Origin of the sequence: Pseudomonas sp. CFBP 13719 (assembly GCF_014842095.1) — a bacterium.
Taxonomy (GTDB): domain Bacteria; phylum Pseudomonadota; class Gammaproteobacteria; order Pseudomonadales; family Pseudomonadaceae; genus Aquipseudomonas.
On sequence record NZ_JACYVB010000002.1, the window covers coordinates 750,744 to 767,479 of the forward strand.

Annotated in this window: 29 protein-coding genes; 9 read left to right on the forward strand and 20 right to left on the reverse strand. The window is 54.4% G+C overall.

Annotation, left to right across the window (positions count from 1 at the left end; genetic code table 11):
* Positions 1 to 118: 118 nt before the first annotated feature.
* The 10 genes from IFT57_RS09280 to IFT57_RS09325 all read right to left on the reverse strand — a co-directional run bounded on the left by IFT57_RS09280 (position 119) and on the right by IFT57_RS09325 (position 5,545).
* Entirely contained in the window at positions 119 to 400 is a 282-nt protein-coding gene (locus IFT57_RS09280; protein ID WP_241032646.1) for a hypothetical protein, read from the reverse strand.
* 60 nt (positions 401 to 460) lie between these two features.
* Positions 461 to 688 (reverse strand): hypothetical protein, encoded by a 228-nt coding sequence (locus IFT57_RS09285; RefSeq protein WP_122530729.1) that lies wholly within the window; start codon positions 686 to 688, stop codon positions 461 to 463.
* Between the two features lie 332 nt (positions 689 to 1,020).
* Positions 1,021 to 1,605, reverse strand: coding sequence for a hypothetical protein (locus IFT57_RS09290; protein WP_122530727.1), 585 nt, complete (start codon positions 1,603 to 1,605; stop codon positions 1,021 to 1,023).
* 90 nt (positions 1,606 to 1,695) lie between these two features.
* Positions 1,696 to 2,082, reverse strand: a complete 387-nt coding sequence (locus tag IFT57_RS27155) for a histone-like nucleoid-structuring protein, MvaT/MvaU family (RefSeq protein WP_122530725.1) — start codon at positions 2,080 to 2,082, stop codon at positions 1,696 to 1,698.
* Positions 2,083 to 2,332: 250 nt separating this feature from the next.
* Positions 2,333 to 2,734: a hypothetical protein gene (locus IFT57_RS09300; RefSeq protein ID WP_122530723.1), complete on the reverse strand. Its 402-nt coding sequence runs from the start codon at positions 2,732 to 2,734 to the stop codon at positions 2,333 to 2,335.
* 225 nt (positions 2,735 to 2,959) lie between these two features.
* Complete coding sequence (locus IFT57_RS09305) at positions 2,960 to 3,145, reverse strand: hypothetical protein (protein ID WP_122530721.1); 186 nt, start codon at positions 3,143 to 3,145, stop codon at positions 2,960 to 2,962.
* Between the two features lie 77 nt (positions 3,146 to 3,222).
* Positions 3,223 to 3,603 (reverse strand): single-stranded DNA-binding protein, encoded by a 381-nt coding sequence (locus IFT57_RS09310; RefSeq protein ID WP_192151254.1) that lies wholly within the window; start codon positions 3,601 to 3,603, stop codon positions 3,223 to 3,225.
* A 105-nt stretch (positions 3,604 to 3,708) separates the two neighbouring features.
* Positions 3,709 to 4,014, reverse strand: coding sequence for a hypothetical protein (locus tag IFT57_RS09315; RefSeq protein WP_163020449.1), 306 nt, complete (start codon positions 4,012 to 4,014; stop codon positions 3,709 to 3,711).
* A 207-nt stretch (positions 4,015 to 4,221) separates the two neighbouring features.
* On the reverse strand, positions 4,222 to 4,704 hold the full coding sequence (locus IFT57_RS09320; RefSeq protein WP_122530715.1) for a single-stranded DNA-binding protein: 483 nt from the start codon (positions 4,702 to 4,704) through the stop codon (positions 4,222 to 4,224).
* A gap of 157 nt (positions 4,705 to 4,861) precedes the next feature.
* The gene (locus tag IFT57_RS09325) at positions 4,862 to 5,545 is read right to left on the reverse strand and encodes a hypothetical protein (protein WP_122530713.1); all 684 of its coding nucleotides are present in this window, start codon (positions 5,543 to 5,545) and stop codon (positions 4,862 to 4,864) included.
* A 267-nt stretch (positions 5,546 to 5,812) separates the two neighbouring features.
* Between IFT57_RS09325 and IFT57_RS09330 the strand changes: the two genes are divergently transcribed.
* Entirely contained in the window at positions 5,813 to 6,577 is a 765-nt protein-coding gene (locus IFT57_RS09330) for a hypothetical protein (RefSeq protein WP_122530711.1), read from the forward strand.
* A 46-nt stretch (positions 6,578 to 6,623) separates the two neighbouring features.
* Here IFT57_RS09330 and IFT57_RS09335 read toward each other — a convergent pair whose 3' ends face one another.
* Positions 6,624 to 7,364: a lytic transglycosylase domain-containing protein gene (locus IFT57_RS09335; protein WP_122530708.1), complete on the reverse strand. Its 741-nt coding sequence runs from the start codon at positions 7,362 to 7,364 to the stop codon at positions 6,624 to 6,626.
* Positions 7,365 to 7,605: 241 nt separating this feature from the next.
* Here IFT57_RS09335 and IFT57_RS09340 point away from each other — a divergent pair, with 241 nt between their 5' ends.
* The 3 genes from IFT57_RS09340 (at position 7,606) to IFT57_RS09345 (ending at position 8,791) form a co-directional block, all read left to right on the forward strand.
* A complete protein-coding gene (locus IFT57_RS09340; RefSeq protein WP_122530707.1) occupies positions 7,606 to 7,953 on the forward strand; it encodes a cyclic-phosphate processing receiver domain-containing protein in 348 nt (115 codons plus the stop codon).
* 208 nt (positions 7,954 to 8,161) lie between these two features.
* Positions 8,162 to 8,284: a hypothetical protein gene (locus tag IFT57_RS27120; RefSeq protein WP_274605185.1), complete on the forward strand. Its 123-nt coding sequence runs from the start codon at positions 8,162 to 8,164 to the stop codon at positions 8,282 to 8,284.
* Between the two features lie 6 nt (positions 8,285 to 8,290).
* Complete coding sequence (locus IFT57_RS09345; protein WP_122530705.1) at positions 8,291 to 8,791, forward strand: ATP phosphoribosyltransferase regulatory subunit; 501 nt, start codon at positions 8,291 to 8,293, stop codon at positions 8,789 to 8,791.
* A 7-nt stretch (positions 8,792 to 8,798) separates the two neighbouring features.
* Here the strand turns inward: IFT57_RS09345 and IFT57_RS09350 are convergent, their stop codons facing one another.
* The 8 genes from IFT57_RS09350 to IFT57_RS26975 form a co-directional block, all read right to left on the reverse strand.
* Positions 8,799 to 8,966 (reverse strand): hypothetical protein, encoded by a 168-nt coding sequence (locus tag IFT57_RS09350; RefSeq protein WP_163020448.1) that lies wholly within the window; start codon positions 8,964 to 8,966, stop codon positions 8,799 to 8,801.
* 122 nt (positions 8,967 to 9,088) lie between these two features.
* Positions 9,089 to 9,658: a hypothetical protein gene (locus tag IFT57_RS09355; RefSeq protein WP_122530704.1), complete on the reverse strand. Its 570-nt coding sequence runs from the start codon at positions 9,656 to 9,658 to the stop codon at positions 9,089 to 9,091.
* Between the two features lie 39 nt (positions 9,659 to 9,697).
* Positions 9,698 to 10,606, reverse strand: coding sequence for an endonuclease (locus IFT57_RS09360; protein WP_122530702.1), 909 nt, complete (start codon positions 10,604 to 10,606; stop codon positions 9,698 to 9,700).
* A 138-nt stretch (positions 10,607 to 10,744) separates the two neighbouring features.
* Entirely contained in the window at positions 10,745 to 10,975 is a 231-nt protein-coding gene (locus IFT57_RS09365; RefSeq protein WP_122530700.1) for a hypothetical protein, read from the reverse strand.
* 1 nt (position 10,976) lies between these two features.
* On the reverse strand, positions 10,977 to 11,231 hold the full coding sequence (locus tag IFT57_RS09370; RefSeq protein WP_122530698.1) for a hypothetical protein: 255 nt from the start codon (positions 11,229 to 11,231) through the stop codon (positions 10,977 to 10,979).
* Between the two features lie 2 nt (positions 11,232 to 11,233).
* A complete protein-coding gene (locus IFT57_RS09375) occupies positions 11,234 to 11,539 on the reverse strand; it encodes a hypothetical protein (protein ID WP_122530696.1) in 306 nt (101 codons plus the stop codon).
* Between the two features lie 6 nt (positions 11,540 to 11,545).
* On the reverse strand, positions 11,546 to 11,785 hold the full coding sequence (locus IFT57_RS09380) for a hypothetical protein (protein WP_122530695.1): 240 nt from the start codon (positions 11,783 to 11,785) through the stop codon (positions 11,546 to 11,548).
* 10 nt (positions 11,786 to 11,795) lie between these two features.
* The gene (locus IFT57_RS26975) at positions 11,796 to 12,236 is read right to left on the reverse strand and encodes a hypothetical protein (protein ID WP_241032645.1); all 441 of its coding nucleotides are present in this window, start codon (positions 12,234 to 12,236) and stop codon (positions 11,796 to 11,798) included.
* A gap of 81 nt (positions 12,237 to 12,317) precedes the next feature.
* On the opposite strand from IFT57_RS26975, the gene IFT57_RS09390 reads away from it, so the two are divergent.
* The 5 genes from IFT57_RS09390 to IFT57_RS09410 all read left to right on the forward strand — a co-directional run bounded on the left by IFT57_RS09390 (position 12,318) and on the right by IFT57_RS09410 (position 15,404).
* The gene (locus tag IFT57_RS09390; protein WP_192151256.1) at positions 12,318 to 12,857 is read left to right on the forward strand and encodes a hypothetical protein; all 540 of its coding nucleotides are present in this window, start codon (positions 12,318 to 12,320) and stop codon (positions 12,855 to 12,857) included.
* A 125-nt stretch (positions 12,858 to 12,982) separates the two neighbouring features.
* Complete coding sequence (locus IFT57_RS09395) at positions 12,983 to 13,159, forward strand: hypothetical protein (protein WP_163020447.1); 177 nt, start codon at positions 12,983 to 12,985, stop codon at positions 13,157 to 13,159.
* Positions 13,160 to 13,336: 177 nt separating this feature from the next.
* Positions 13,337 to 13,867, forward strand: coding sequence for a hypothetical protein (locus IFT57_RS09400; RefSeq protein ID WP_122530691.1), 531 nt, complete (start codon positions 13,337 to 13,339; stop codon positions 13,865 to 13,867).
* 50 nt (positions 13,868 to 13,917) lie between these two features.
* A complete protein-coding gene (locus IFT57_RS09405) occupies positions 13,918 to 14,808 on the forward strand; it encodes a nucleotidyl transferase AbiEii/AbiGii toxin family protein (protein ID WP_122530690.1) in 891 nt (296 codons plus the stop codon).
* 95 nt (positions 14,809 to 14,903) lie between these two features.
* Entirely contained in the window at positions 14,904 to 15,404 is a 501-nt protein-coding gene (locus tag IFT57_RS09410; protein WP_122530688.1) for a hypothetical protein, read from the forward strand.
* Positions 15,405 to 15,463: 59 nt separating this feature from the next.
* Here the strand turns inward: IFT57_RS09410 and IFT57_RS09415 are convergent, their stop codons facing one another.
* Positions 15,464 to 16,630 carry a ribonucleotide-diphosphate reductase subunit beta gene (locus IFT57_RS09415; RefSeq protein WP_122530686.1) on the reverse strand — a complete coding sequence of 389 codons (1,167 nt, stop codon included), beginning with the start codon at positions 16,628 to 16,630 and terminating at the stop codon, positions 15,464 to 15,466.
* Positions 16,631 to 16,736: the final 106 nt, after the last annotated feature.

Consider the following 16,736-nt stretch of genomic DNA (forward strand, 5'->3'; position numbering starts at 1 on the left):
GCGTCAGTCAAGATCCAGTGTCCTACGCGTCGGCTTTACGTACTCATACGCAACGAGAAGCCTGGCCAGAAGCCAGTAGACAATGCGCAGGCGCGAATTAGGGAGTGGCCTGGGGGATTTAGCCTTCATGGCTCGAACGACCCAGCAGGTATGACAGGTGAAAGCCTGTTGCAGTCAGAAGGTAGAGGCCAAGGGCGCCCAGCAAGACGAACAGCTCAAGCGCCAGAAACGGATCTGAGATCATGCCAATCATCCTGTACGACCAGAACATCGACAAGCCTACCAGCATGAGGCTACTCAAATGCAGCGCAAACCAGACGACCTCCCCCGTTAATACGATGAGTTCAGATCGTCTGGCAGCATACAAGGGTCTGATTCCTGGCATGGTTAAGGTGCTCATGTAGCCTCCTGGGCGGCGCTGACGCGCCCCACCCCGTTATTTATGGGTATGTGACGCCTTCTATAGTGCGCTCGCCTGAAGAGGCCCTTTGAAGCCCTGCAGGCACAGGATCATGAGGCTTGCGCCAAGACCCAGGCAAAGGAGCGTGGATTCGTTTCGGTCACCGATGAGTCCGACTACGCCGCTGATCAACACCAGCAGCGCAAAGCCCGACGCCAGTGTGTTCAACAGCAGACCCACCATTCGACCCAGGCGACCGTTTTGGGGTCGAGCAACATAGGTTTTCATGGCCATCTCCTGATGATGTATAGGTGGAGTATACTGCGTATTGTCAAATCGTCAATATGCTGAAAAGAGAAAGGCCACCCGAAGGTGGCCTTAGATGGCTTCGAAGATCAGACGATCAACGAATAACTGACAACGAATTAGGGTGCGTCAGGCTCCAACAACGAACGTTCGGCGCTAAGGCCATCTGTTTTTTTGGTGCCAAAGACTGCTTCTTTGCTGACCAGAGGTCAGCTCCAGTATGGTGAAGCCACCTATGAGGCTCTTTGACCACGGCCCATCCGAGGATGGCTACCGGTGTCTCCTACCCCCACTCTCGGAGACATCTTCCCAGGTCAGGCGAACAGGCCGATTTGTTCCGCAATTTCTACAGGCATCGCCAGTTCGAACTGGGTCACGCCATTGAGCCGGTGCACTTCATCGTTGATCACCATGATCTGGCGATCGATGTCGCGCATCAGTGTTTGAATTTCTTCAGCCTTCTCAGCCGAGAGCACCTTGACCTGGATCTTTGGCAGCTCTTCTTTGCGCTCCAGACGCGCCAGCGCTTCATCCAGCAGGCCGATTTCAATGGCGCTGCCTTGATGAGCCAGGCTGTACTGGAGGGCTTCCAGGCCAGCCTTCTGGTTGCGCAGGACAGCCTGCTGGGCCAGCTTGGCGTGCAGACCGATTTCGCTGTTCTTCGCGCCAATGGTGCTGCGCAGATTGACCAGGGCCGCATACATCGCGTTGATCTGGGTCAGCTTCTGGTCGACTTGAGCCTGACGCTCTTCGACTTTGGATTTCTCCGAGGTAAAGCTCACGACCACGGCTTGACCCAGGCGATTGAGTTCGCCCTGCTGCTCGTTAATCAGGCGGGTCAGGCGCTCGACGAACTTGAGGCCCTGGGAAATCGAAATCTTCTTGGAGGTCTGGCTCATTGCCGGGTGTCCTTAAGCGGTTGATTCGACGAGTATAATGATAATTGGAAGGAAAGCAAGCGGGAGATTCACTCCCCCGCCCGGCGCGGATCAGGCTTGATCCTGCACCCAGGATTCAACGACGTCGCCGCCCCACTGACCCTTCCATTCCTTGAGTTGCTTGTGGTTGCCACCCTTGGTCTGGATCTTCTCGCCAGTATGCGGGTTCAGGTAGGTCTTGACCACGCGAGCCTTGCGAGTTTTGACAGTCTTGATCGCCGGAGCAGCCGCTGCACTTTGCTTGGCAGGATCCAGGTGCGGGCACATGGCCAAGACCAGCTCTTCCAGGTTGAAGCCCTTTTCGTTGGCTTCCATGGTGAACAACTCGACCATGTCCAGACGCTCTTGAACCTGCGGCTGAATCTCAGCCAGGCGAGCTTTGTTTTGCGCGATGGATTTTTGCAGATCGTGGAACTGCTGAACCTTGGATGCTGACATATGAATCTTCCCCCTTGAAATAAAATAACTGGTCAGTGACCGTGGAGCCCAATCTAGGGATTAATTGACAAATTGTCAATTCAAAATAGTGATATTTCATCAGGCAAAAAAAAGGGACTCAAAAGAGTCCCTAAAAGTTGTCCAACGCGAGCGGACATACTTTGCCAAGCGGCATTCAAAAATGTGTAGCAAGCGGCTTTTTTGCTCCGCTAAGTGCTTGATCGAAGTATAGATATTCTATACATGGCGGTCAATCAACATTTTCACTTTCCGGCTCGATTTCTGCGTCCAGCGCACGAGCCTGACCAATCTTGTTGACGTCCCTGGGATACTGCACGACCAGCACCATACGAATGTGGCGCTTGTTCTGCCCATCCGTCCAGTCACGGATCGACAATTGACCCTTGGCGTGCAGGATGTCACCTGCCTCGTAGTTGCGAGCCTTGCGGGCGGCTTCGTCGTGGAGCTCGACCAGGATGTGCTCGCGGCGTGAACTTCGACTGTTGTCGTGAAAGGTCTTGGTGAACGACTTCGCCGATACCTTGAGAGTGGCAAGGTTTTCCCGGTGATCGAATGTTTTGGCTGGATTCATCAGCACGCCAGTGATGCGCGCCTCGTTTTCTTCCAGGCTGTTGAAATACTGCTGGGTCATCGCAACCTCTTATTTTTATGGAATTTTTCTACTTCTAAGGGAATGTTAACAGACCATTGAGGCAAGCTCCAGACCCCTCATAGCCCGGCTATGCCGGAAAGGACGACCCCTCCCCCTCCCAGGCCCAGACGATCAAGCCCAATCACCTCACGAGCCGCGCCAGACTTTTTCTCAGGCAAAGAAAAAGCCGGCTAGATGCCGGCTTCTCTTGAATCTGCGCAGTGATCAGGCTGTCAGAGCCTGGGGTGCTGGCTGGGCCTTAGCCTCGTCCAACTTGCTGCCGATGCGATCCAGCAGCTGGTTCAAGCCCGTAGAGCCCCGCAGGCTTTGCTGGATGCTGGTTCGGACAGAATTATCCCCGGCAATCCACTCGTCGGCCATGGTCTCGATTTTCTTTGCGCTCACACTCATTCGTGTCTTCCTGATTCAAAATTCAATTTATACAAAAAGGGTGACCCGCAGGCCACCCATTTCAAGCAAAGGGCTGATTAGGCAGCCGCTTGAGCATCAGCCTTTGGCTTTGGCTTGGCGCCGAGCTCGATTTCGTCAGCGATGACCGACCAGCTGTGGTAGGTTTTGCCGTTGGTGCCGGTGTTCGACTTGGGGTTCTTGCGGAACGCGCCTTCTACATCGACGCTACGGCCACGGGTCAGGTGCTCGGCCAGCTTTTTGGCGCTGTCTTCGCTGGTCAGGAAGCGGGAGACCTGGTACGGAGTGGTCTGGTCGCGGTAGCCGCCTTCAGCAGCTTGATCCTTGACGCGCTTGTTGCAGATCACGGTGAAGGAAACAGCGAACGAGCCTTCCTTGACCTTGTTGTAACGAGCGTCAGCAGCCAGGTTGCCGGTGATGTTCAGTTTGTTCATGCTCATGGGTATTTCCTCGCGTTGGGATTTTTGAGATCGGGGTTTATCCCCGATTCACGCTTCCAGTATATGGAAGCTATACTAGGCAGTCAATATGTATTTAAAGAGTTTTTAAGCAATTTTCGACATTTTTTCTTGGGCTGATGTTTTTGCCCGAGAATTGATGCTCACCACCGCGTCAGTGCCTAGCAGGCATTGCTTCAACGTGGCGATACCGTCGACCATCAACATGGCATCTTCAGGCGCCAGGGCCATCATAGGGCCCATCAGCCCCTCTTCGAAGGCCAGCCGCAGAGCTTCCTGATAATGGTCGCCCTTAGAGTATTCATCAGCCGACACGCACAACTCAACCACCTTGACGCTTTTCTTGCCACGCGGTGTCTGACCGATGACCATCATGGGGATCTTGGTGCTCACGATTACCTCACTTGCCAGGGTGTTGCCAAATTGGCAATTTATTCCCAAGCCGATTCTAACTACGATCAGTTCGCAAATCCACAATATTTGATTCAAAAAAAGTTTTTATACACGACCTCTAAGGTTATGTATGTTTTGTTCGCACAATAGAAAAAGCCCTGAAATATCAGGGCTTTGTCTGTGTTCTCAGATGAGAACCGTTCTCAGTTAGAACGGGATGTCATCGTCTCCCACGTCGTTCGATGCGCCTGGGCCTTCTTGCAGAACTTCTTCCTGCATTTCGCCCTGCTGGCCGACGGCTTCCTGTGCATCTTGCGAGATCGGCTGGTTGTGATCAGCAACGTTCGCAGCGTTGATCGGAGTACCTTCACCCGACAGGCTCAGGCCGTTGCGCAGGCTGCGCAGACGGATGCCTGGGTTCTGGTAGACGTTGTTGTCTTTCTCGTTGACGCTGACGTACGATTCGCCGGAAGCGGTGACCTGCTTGCCTTTGACCAGGTATTCCTTGACGGAGTCAGCGAAGCCTTTGGCGCCGGAGACGATCACAGGGACGTAGGTGGTGTAGGTTTCACCGGTGGCAGCGTTCTTGCCTTCGTTGATTGCGACGACGAAGGAGAGGCTGTCGCGACCGTCACGGGTGGCCAGAGTAGCAGCAGAAACCAGGTTGCCGGCGATAGTGTGCTTTTGCATGATGTGTTCCTCGCGTTGGATTTGGGTGTCTGGCTTGTTGCCAGTTCACGTTTCAAAGTATAGGGATGCTATACCGGGGCGTCAATAACTATTTTAATCGAATTTTACTTTTTCGAAGAAAAGCCCGATTTCTCGGGCTGTGGCCACCAATATATGGTTAAGCCGATGGGGACATATCTGCTTCCTGGCCCTTGCGAGCGCGCTCACGGATGCTGAAGCCCATCTCGCGCAGCACGTCATGGCCTGAGGCAATGAAGAAGTCAGCCCACTTGCCGGTGACCTTGCGCTGCTTCTTGAGCTCTTCATAGCCATCGGCGTAGTCAGCGTGATCCTTGCCCACCATCTGAAGCTTGTGATGACGGCGTTCGTGATCCAGGGCCTCGTCGTCGCTGTACAGCTTGAAGGTCAGCAAAGTCATCACGGTCGGCGTGACCTTGTCAGCCTTGAGGTTCTTGACGTTGATCGTGGCGATCTGGCCGAACACCAGTTTGGTTGGGTCAGCGCGGTGGCTCATCAGCACGTATTCGCGTGCAGCCTTGTCTTCGCTGTCCACTTCCTTACCCAGCGCATCCAGGAACTTGCCGTCCTTCTGACGGGCGCGGGTCTGGTAGGAGCCGTCTTCGTTCTTTACGCGCAGAGCGGCGCGAATGACCATGAACCCATTGTCGCCCTCGCCGATCTTCTCCAGGAAGCCCACACGCACAGGCGCGCCTGCTACTTCAACGCCGTCCTTTGTTTCCTTGATGAAGGCGCGCCATTTGCCGTCATCTGCCTGGCGAATATCCATCTTCAGACCCACTTCGGAATCCTTGGGGGTTGTGACCGAAAAAACCTTGCTCATGTGCTTCACCTGAATGGTTAATAAATCTCTCAATTTAGTTATAAATCGTGCGGCATGGTTTTGCCAAGCCCCAAGATCGAAAGAGTGTTGGCTGCTGAGCCAATCCCCTGTTTTGACTGGTTTTTCGAATGCCATCCGTCCAAAGAAATTGACATTGCAGGCAAATTTCAATCCATGACATCTGAGTGCCACCATTGTTCCATAATTGCTTGACAGTGGTGAGTACGGTGAGTATTTTTGCCGTTCGAACTTTGGGGAGGACTGATAGTGTCCTACGATGATGACAATGACGGTGGATTTGGCGCACGCCATTTCGATCAGCTGACAACGGCGGGCCTGTTCGGCGCCAGTAGCACCCTTAGCGATGCCAACCAGCGCATCCGCGAGTTCGAAGAGCAAAACAAGGGCGATATCCGAGACACCTGTCTGCGTGATGCACAAGCATTCGAGGCGGCAGTCGGCAACGTCTTTGGCAATTACTACCGCGATGGCGACATGGTGTACATGTCCACCCACATGAAGGACTTCGCGTTCATTGGTAACTGCCTGGTCATGAGTTTCAAAGTCATGGAGCGCTACAGCCTGGCCATGGGCAACCTTCGTGACATCGCCGCGCAGCTTGAAAACCTGGTCAACATCATCACCCACCAGGTTGATTCCGAGGGTCAGCACGACTTCAACATCTTCTCCGGCATGATCGACAGTGGCGAGAAAGACGACCTGGTCGAGATGGTTTCCGATGCGCTGCTCGAAACCACCGACACCAATGTCGTGAGAACCATCGTCGAGCAAGCTGCCGACATGGCTCTGGTTTCAACCGACAGCATTCAGCATCACATCCAGCGAGAAGTCATCGACCTGATCAACGGCAAGATCATGGAGCGCGTAGGCGCCAAGCTTATGGCTGACATGGAGAAGCAAGCCAAGGTAGCAGCAGCCAACAGCCCAAGAGCCACCCCGTTTGGACAGCCTGCTGTCGAGAAACGCGAGCGCCCAAGCTGGGTGCGTGTGGTAGACGGCAAGAAAGACTAACCCCTGATCTTCGATAGTGAGGCCCAGGGAGGGCCCTGAAAGCCCATCACAGCTGCTGCTGGATCGAAGCCAGCACAACCTCACGTTCCTGCTTGATCCTTCCCATCTCGTTCATCACACCCGCCGCGTAACGATGCCCCACACTTCTTGCCTTGCGACTACGCTCATATTTGCCTGGGCCAACGTTGTAATAGGCCAATGCCTGCTCCCAGTCGCCCGACAGGTCGTAATAATGGGCGAGGATCTTCGCACTGCAATCAATATTCACCGCGTCCACCCGCAGGTTTCCCCGGCATTCCTTGCCCCAAACGTTCGGCATGATCTGGGCCAGGCCAATGGCGCCGGCAGATGAGCGTTTTTTGTTGTCAAATTCCGTCTCCTTGTTGACCACCGCAGCGATCAAATACGAGGGAACGCTGTACTTGGCTGCACTCCTCTCGATCAGGGGCGCGAGCTTGGCAGCGATTTGAGGGTCGACCTCAAGCTGACTTTGCAGGCTTTGAGCCAGTGCTTCTGATTTGAGATGGGCGGGCGCTGCCGCAGGCTTGATTGGAGCGGGCTTCTCGGCACCTTTCAAGAGAATTGAAAGACTCGCCCACGGTGAGCTCGGGCCGCTGAGATACGCCATCGTCGCTTGGTCGATGGAGCGTTCGAGAGCATCGTCCCGCTTCGCCTGAATGGGCGACTCTGCAATGTCTGTAGCGGTCTGGTGCGGCGTGCATCCCAGCATGAATGCCATGGATATGCTCACCACGAGCATTTTGAGATTGAGTGCTTGCGAACGCACCGGGTGTTCCTCGCTATGAATTGTGAGGTATGACCTCGCCCAATATCCTTTTTATAACAACCGAGCCCATGAAAACAACCTTTAATCGTATATTGATCTGACAAATTTGACAAAAGGTGTGACTTTTCATCCAGTTGCGACAAGTAGCCTCACCTGAAAATAGTATCCAGATCAATTTATCTTGAAATGAGCGCACGGGAGCGCTATCGTCCGCGCACCTCAACCCCTGAAAGACAGGATCATGAACGGCCTATTCCTCGACGATGAGCGCGTACCGAACGATGTCACGTGGCTGATCTACGCCGAGGGTATCGAGTGGACAATCGTTCGCACCTTTGAAGCCTTCACCCAGGCGCTGTTACAGCCTGGCAAGATCTTCGATGTCATCTCCTTCGATCATGATCTGCAGGACTTCACAGCATCGGGCCAGGAGCTCACAGGCTATACCTGTTTCAAGTGGATGCACGACCGCTGCCTGGATGGACTTATGAATCTGCCTGAATGCCTCGTTCACTCTAAAAACGGTGTGGGCGCAGAGAACATCGCCCGGCACTACGACAATCTGCGGCGCCATCTTGGCGCTCCCTGATCCAGCGTTTGCCAATTCCTGTCTCACTCGGTAAGCTTGAACCATGAACACCTTGAATGCTCGTACAGCACTTCATCATGCACAGCCACATCGTCGGCTGGGAGAGCCATTGCTTGAGTGAAACGTAGTCCCTGTTCACCAAGAAAGCCCTCCCAGCACCTGCGCTCCGGAGGGCTTTTTTTGTTTCTACGTAATCAAGGTGAATATCATGGAATACCGCATCGAAAATCAGGCTCGTGGCGTACGCATCATTGCCGGAGACCAAGCAAAATCGCGCAGGCAGTTGCTCAACCAGCTGATCGACATCGCCCAGGAGGCAGGCTTTGAATAGATCACCCTGCCCTGTATCGAGCCATCCCAGGTCTATGTCGACAAAGCTGGCGGGGAAATTCTGAATCAGATGTACGTCTTTGCTGACAAAAAGGGTCGTTCGCTCTGCCTGCGCCCTGAAGCCACAGCCACGGTGCAGTTGATCGCGGATCAATACTTCAAAGGCAGAAAGGATGTGCGCCTGTGGTACTTCGAGCGCTGCTGGAGGTACGAACGACCGCAGGAGGGTCGTTACCGCGAGTTCTTCCAATTCGGCATGGAGGTCATCAACCCGAGCACGCCAGGCGTCAGAGACGAGTTGCTTGCCCTTGCTGCCCGGATGGTTGCACTCAAGACTGACAATTTCGAAGTCAATGCCGGCGTGAAGCGTGGGCTGGACTACTACACCGAGGATGGGTTCGAGATTGCGGTACCGAGCCTGGGCGCCCAGAAGCAAGTCGTGGGCGGAGGTGCCTATCGGCAGGGGATCGGATTTGCGATTGGGTTTGATCGGCTGATGCTGGCGTGAAGGGCAATCAGGGCTCGGGATCAACGTCCCTGAGCTTTAACTTCTCTTGGTTGGGATCCGTAGCGCTGGGAAAGGCTGCGGTCGGCAGGGGTGAATGAGATACCTTGGCGATCACATCTCCAACGTTGATTCCTGCCGAGGCTTTTTGCGCTGCTTGAGCTGGTTCTGCATCCATCTGCCTGCCGAATCCATTTCTTGCATCATTGAGTCGAACTCGCATGGCGTCAAGGCTCGCGGCAGCTTTGAGGTGTCCTGCTTCGCCTTGGGTGAGTTGGTCGATACCATCGCAAAATCCCCCTATACAAGGCTCAATCCAGGAATGGCCCTGTAAACCTTGATCTTGTCATGGCGTGGCGTTGGGTATCGCAACGTTGCGGTCAGATCTTCGCAGTCGACAACCGAGTCGAAAAACCGATCACTTGCACAACCTCCAAGAAAAATGGGCTTGCTCAGGTAGTCCGTGATCTCTCCGATGAACACGATGCGCACGTGCTCTGGCAGGTAGGCCAAGGTGCGCCAAAGTGTCTCGTCGGCCAGGGGCCAGCAGACCAGGAGATAATCCATCTCATGACCATAGCGAATGACCGCATCGAGCACCGAGCAGTTTTCCACGTCGCACAAGTGTCCCATCGATTCGCTGCAATCATGCCCCATGCGCAGACTGGTTGCGTGGATGTTAACCCCTCTCTCAGCCAGAATGGAGGCAAGGATGCCACGGCCAGCATAAGCCTCGACAACCCGCTTACCCGCAAATAGGTCGGCCAGGGAGTCGATGAGCGGCTTGCTCAGATAGCCATAGCTCGCCTGGTTTCGCTGCTCGATACCAATTTCGAAACAGGCGTCTACCGGTAGGTCTTCATATTTCAAAGCGCTTGTCCTTTTCCTTCGACTATTGGCGTGAGTCTATCAACGGCACAAAGCGTTACATGGAACGCCGTCGCCGTCACCATCCAGGCGCTTGTTGCCGCACTGGGTCAGTTGGAACTTGGCCTCTTCGCAAGAGTTCATGGCCTTGCAGGACTTGCGGGTCTCACAGCTAAAACCTGTTGCCGCCTGATGAAGGATCGGCTCGGGCCGTGCCTGGACGTTGACGAATGGCTTGGGAGCAGCAGCCACAGCTTGTTTGCCGCTGACATAAGGGTTGGAGTTGCCCTGGATCCGCACAATCTTCTGATCCAGATCGAGTTCAACCTGATCTACAGGATCCTGGCGAGACCAGATCTCGTACAGGCGAGTCTGCTGATCGCTCAACCGCAGGCCATAGGTGTCGCGCATGTAGAAAGTGATCCGAGCTACATCGCCTTTCAGATTATCTGGCGGCTCGGCCCGGCGATTCTGGAAGTCGACCTTGAACTGGCAGGCGCCATATTGGGTGGCGGGGCCTGGGATCTGGTCGTAACGGAAATTGCTGCGGTCAGCATTGACCTCCCCCACCACTGGCAGGAAGTTGTGCAGGTCATTGTGGGCCTGGACGAAATTTGGGTCATGGTTCATGCAGTACTCTCGGCCACCACCTGGTGTGCCCTTGCCTTCTCTCCAGCAGGCGAACTGGCGACCCAGGTTTTCTGCCGGCACCACGTGCTCGATTTCGATACGGCTGGCACGCGCTTCGTTTTTGCGTACCTCGTACCCACAGCTGGCCAGGTCAACGCGTTTTTTGGCATCAAAGGTACAGCCGCAATAGCGATCGACCCGATTGTCGCTGTAGGTCTGCTCCAGCAGCTTCTTTGCGCCCTGGAAGCTGTCTGCGATCTGGACATCAGCCTGTGCCGAGGCTGCCAGTACTGCGAAGATCAAGCCAAATAGTCTCTTCATTGAGCATTCCTGAATTCTGGACAAAAAAATAGGCAAGACCGGGGGAGGTAGGCTTGCCTATAAAACACGCTAAATGCGTGGATTGGGAAATATGTTGCTTGGAGGCGATCTTAAGGATGTATTGCCAAACTGTCAATACTAATAATCGCTTTCTTCGTAAATTGGCATCGGCGCCGAGGAGATCGCCATCAGCATTCGACTGGCTTCGCCCTGCCAGAAACTGTCTGACAGATTCTCTTTGGCTTGACGGTACCCTGGAAAGCGTTCAAGCAAGGCGTTGGCCAGGCTCGCTGATCGACAGGCAAGCTCAGCGAAGGCGTCAGCAAGTTGAGCCTGCAGAATGGCAATAACAGCCGAAAGACTGGTCATCTCAGTTCTCCAGGGCTTTGTTGAGAGCACGCTGCTGGTCAGTCATGTCCAGACGAGCATCGATTTTGCCGGCAAGGCGGTTCTGCTGTTCTGCGCATGCCTGCTGGGATTCTCGGTCGTCTTTGTCACAGGCACCGGCCTCCAAATAGGCGGAGAACCAGGCAGAAGCTTCTTGCCCATAGCGCTTGGCTTGGGGGTGGAAGGCTGCAAGCAGAACGAGCACCAAGCACACCAGGATGATTAGGAAACCTTTCATGATCACACCATGACTTGCTGACGGTAGATTGAGATCATCTCGTCGCATACGCGACCTGCGACCAGTAGCGCCTTCTCTCCGTCGTCTTCGAGGTCGATCAGGCTGGAATAAACAACAAGCGTAGATCGAGGCTCCAGCAACGTGATCGAATCACCCACCAAATCCACCAGGGCGCTTCCGGAAAAGCCTTCGAAACGGAACACTCCATCCCTTTCCTGCATACGTGCATTGGGCTTTTTGCCCGACATGCTGATCGCCACCTGGCGAATGTTTTCAGAAATATCGACCAGCGCTCGCTGTGCATTCATGGCAGTTCATCCAAATACCTGAGCTGTGAACGCGTCGCGATCATCGTCGCAGACGCAGTGACCTTGCCCGTCTTCAACTACCGTGAAGCCGTCCCCATCAAGAATGACCTCGAATTCGGACGGCAGTTCACAACCCAGAGGAATATCAGCAAAAAGCAGCTGACCACTCGCCGAGAAGGTGACTTTCGAGCCGCCTATCAAGGGGAAGCGGTCGCTGATTATGCAGGTCTGGGTCGTGTCTTTCATGTCGGTTTACTCAAAAATTGCACTGGGTTGGGCTGGTACGGTAGATTTTCATCTGGCCATCGTAGCGTGTCTGGATCTGGACGCAGTCGCCAGGGTACATGTCGCTTTGGTCGTGAACGACCTGGAACATCTGCCCGTAGCGGTTTTGAACCACAAGCTGAGTCTCGGTTTGGCCAGAGGTCAGCGCCTTGTTTACTGCAGCGCCTGCCAGCGCACCGATGCCCGTACGGATAACCTTGGACTCGGTGGAATGACCACCACCTGTAAGCAACCCGGCTACGCCGCCGATCGCGGCCCCCGTACCCCAGCTACCGCTGGTAGCGACTTTCTGAACATCAACGATGCGACCCACGTCCAAGCGGGTTGGCTGCTGATAACTATTGCCTGGGGACGCACAACCGGTGAGGGAAGCGGTCATTGCCAAGGCACACAGCAGAGATAATTTACGCATTGATGACGCCTCTAACTTGAGATTTTCACTATTTCATTATAAATTGAACTGACTTTTTGTCAAGCAACGGTAGATTCCAGAATGTTCAAACGACTATTGATAGGCCTTGCCTTGTTGCCGGCTTTGGCCAACGCCGACCCCGCCTTCGACAACGCAGTCAGACAGCACGCCCAGGGGTCGGCAAGGGAGTTCATGTCCAAGCTCGTCGACCAGCGGAGCAAGGGCTACAGCTGGAAAATGATCCTCAACACCCAGGTGCCCGGCATGCTCGAAGACGGTTGCGGCTATCGGGAGCGCGTCGGCTTGCCCGATCGTTCTTTCAAGGAGATGAAGCAGCAGGTGGTACCTGTCGTTGGCTCCCAGTTGGTGGAGCGATACGAGTCACTGCTGAGCAAGCCTTCTGCTCGCCTGGGCCTGGTCACGGTCAAGAGTGCACAGGACAACTCTGGGGACTACGCTGTGGTAGTGCTCAAGACTCTGTCGAGCAGCAAAAGCGATCCCTACTTCTCATTGATCTACCAGCTCAACGACAATGGCCGCATGTCCTTGTGCGACATCTCCAAGACAGATGACATGACCGGTGGCCTGCTCGAAGAGATCGGCAGCAAGCTCAATCTCTGATGAACGGTGTTTAGCCATATATTGACGTGGCTCCACTCCCTGGTATCATAGAAAATAAAACGCGGGTACCTACCCGTGTCGTACAACTGGGCCGCAAGGCCCGTTTGTTTTTCAGGAGCAGGAGCATGAAAAAGAAAGCCAAGCACAAGGGCGGAAAATCCGGTCTTTCCCAGGCCAAGTCCATGGTGCAAATTCCCCTCTACCGATCTCGTGTAGCAAAGACCGCACAAGACCAAGCCCGCAAGCGCCCCAGCAAAAACACCCTCATGAAGGCCATCGACAACGGTGGCCTTTGTCGTTAATGCCGGCCAGTGTCAGACAACGGCGCGCCCTGCGCACCCCAGAGGCCTTCAAGAGGCTTTTTTTACGTCCTGAATCAGCCATCGCTCAAGATCCCCACATAATTATCAAATTCGATAATTATTCCTTGATATCCAAGGTTTTTTTGCTACCTTAGGGTGAATGCTTGGAGCCTGGTCATGAAACGCACGCTTTTGATCGCAAAATGCAGAGAGCTCGCCGATGCAGGCGTCTGGTGCATTCCCGAAAACACCCTGATGGCCAGCCTTGGTTACCCTGAGCGCGGCTACTTCAGGGTGGCCATGTCCAGACATTGCAAAGCAGGCCTGATCGAACGCATGGGGCCCAAGCTGTATGCCAACCCCTTCCTCAAGCCTCCGGCATTTGGGCTTTATCGCCTGGCCAACTTCTTGCGACCCAACGAAGACTTCTACCTGAGTGTCGAGTCGGTGCTCAGTGAGCACGGCTGGATCAGCCAGATGCCATTCTGTCTGACGTTTGTAACCACCGGCAGAAGCTACCGCTACACAACACTTCTGGGCGACATCGACTTTGTTCACACTGAAGAGTCTACCCAGGCCTGGATGGGAAAGCTGGAGCGCAACCAGCAGCGTCAGATCTGGGAGGCCACTCCGGATAAAGCCCTGGAGGATCTTCAGCGTTATGCGCGAAATCTCGACCTGGTTCTCCCTGAGGATGAAAGGGAGTGACACTGGGTTGGGGTGGCCTTTAGGATAAAAGGACAACAAGAGGAAAGACCATGAAGATCGCATTTTCCCAGCTCCTGGAGCAGGCCCAGGCCCAATCCAATGGAGCGCCTCCAGACGTCGTCGTCAAGGAGCTGCTGCACTACGACATCCTCAAGGCATTGAGCGACAGTGACCTTGCCCGTGAGGTCACCTTCCAGGGGGGATCTGCACTGCGCCTGTTTTACAGCGGTCAGCGCTACAGCGAAGATTTGGATTTCGTCATTGGTGCGGGTGAGAACAAGGGCTTTGTCATTGACGGTATGGTGGAGCTTCTCAAGAAGCAGATGACCGATCGGTATGGCCTTGAGCTTGAAGTCAAGCCCCCGTCAAAAAACGAGTTCAATGGGATCGACGTACGCACCTGGCAATTCAAGATTTCGATCCCAGGTTTTTTGCGCAAGCAGATGATCAAGGTTGAGTTTTGCAACGTGCCGGCGCATGACGTCGGTGCCAAACTGATGAAGCCTCGGTACGGCTTCCTGGATGACACCCACTCCGCCATCATGCTGAGAGTTGAATCAGAGCAGGAGATCATGGCGGACAAGCTCACAGCCATTGCCAACCGCAAATACCTCAAGGCTCGCGACCTTTGGGATCTCAAGTTTCTTTCTGATCGCGGAGTGACCCCCGATTTCGAACTCGTCAGAAAGAAGCTCAGCGACTACGGCGCCCAGGACTTTGCTCAAAAGCTGGAGGAGTCGATTGCCCGTCTGCGTGATGTGAACGCCTCATCAGCCTTCATGACCGAGATGGAAAAGTTTGTTTCACCCTCGATCGTCAAAGGCCTTCGACTGATGAAGCCGCCTGGCCAGGAATATATCCAGTTCGCCTTGGGCCACATGATCAACCTGCAACAAGTACTTGTTCCCCAGAAGGCAACAGAGATCTCCCCTTCGCTCTAGCCCCAGAGGCTCCGCAAGGGGCCTTTTTAGCGCCTAGCCGACTTGACCAATGCCATCTTCACCGTATATTGCCAAAACCTCTCACAGGAGCCCTCATGAGCACTTCTGACTGCAAAACCCTCCTCGTAGAAGCGTACCCAACCACCAACGCCAAAGCATGGAAGCGGGTGTCCAAGTTCAAGAACATTCACAACGAAGATATTCGCCTGTTCTCCCATCACGAGGTTGGCCAGGTGTGGGTTGACGAAGAAGAGGGCACCCTCTCAACTGACCCTGACGATATCCTCAATGCCCAGGCCTCAACCCTCAAGGCTTCGGACTTTTACGTGGCATTCGAAAGCCACCTTGAAAATGGCGTTCAGGTTTGCTCATCCTTGATGGCTGTCTACAAACCTTATTTCGACAAGCATGGATGCTTCGACTCCATTCACCTGGGCAGGGTGATGGAGCGGCTTTACCCCCAGGGGCTGATTTGCGAAGAGGACTCCGAGGCCAGCTTTTGCATCTCCCAAGACTATCCCCTGGCGGATCTTCAGCAGATGTTTCGAGCTGCCGGCTTTCTGGAGAGTGATGCCGCACAGAAGATGTTTGAGTGACTCACAGGGCAGCCACTACGAAAAAGGGGCCCCTGAGGGCCCCTTTTCTTTGCTGCTGATCAGTCCCAGGACAGGGCGCCGCCAGTCTGGTATTCGATAACTCGTGTCTCGAAGAAGTTTTTCTCCTTCTTCAGATCCATGATTTCGGACATCCAGGGGAAGGGGTTGCTCACACCCACATAGGCTTCAGGCAGGCCGATCTGAGTCAGGCGGCGGTTGGCGATGAACTGGAGATACTCCTCCATCATGGCCGCATTCATGCCCAGGACGCCGCGTGGCATCGTATCGCGGGCATACTCGATCTCTAGCAAGGTGCCCTGGATGATCATGCGGGTCGCTTCTCGCTTGAGCTCGTCAGTCCACAGGTGTGGGTTCTCGATCTTGATTTGGTTGATCATGTCGATACCGAAGTTCAAGTGCATCGACTCATCGCGCAGAATGTACTGAAATTGCTCTGCCACGCCGACCAGTTTGTTACGACGGCCCATCGACAGAGTCTGGGTGAAACCGCAGTAGAAGAAGATGCCTTCGGTGACACAGTAGTAAGCGATGAGGTTTTTCAGGAAGGTGGTGTCAGCTTCCGGAGTGCCGGTTTGAAATCCTGGGTCAGTAATGGCGCCCATGTGCTTGATGCTCCAGGCAGCCTTGCGAGCAACTGATGGCACCTCGTGGTACATGTTGAAGATCTCGCCTTCATCCATGCCCAGGGACTCGACGCAGTACTGATAGGCGTGAGTATGGATCGCTTCCTCGAATGCCTGGCGCAGGATGTACTGGCGGCATTCAGGATTGGTGATCAGGCGGTAGACAGCCAGCACCAGGTTGTTGGCCACCAGGCTGTCTGCGGTAGAGAAGTAGCCCAGGTTGCGCTTGAGGATCAGACGCTCATCATCGGTCAGACCGTTGGGGTCTTTCCACAAGGCGATGTCAGTGGTCATGTTGACCTCTTGAGGCATCCAGTGGTTGCTGCAACCGTCCAGATACTTCTGCCATGCCCATTCGTACTTGAATGGAACGAGCTGGTTCACGTCAGCCCTGGCGTTGATCATCTGCTTCTGGCTCACCTGAACTCGGCCCTGATGGCTCTCGGCGATTTCACGTTCACCTGCAGCGATGTCGAGATCGTCGATACCGGCCAAAGCTTCAGCCAGGATCGCTGCGGCGCCCTCCTTGACCGTTCCGCCCGACGATGTCGGCAATTCGTCTTCGTTATCCCAGCTCAACATGTGGTGTTTCCCCCTACAAGAGACAAAAATGGCGGCTATTACTGCCGCCCAATTGGATTGATCTAACCGTATTGTAAGCACGGATCAGCAATATATCCAATATTCG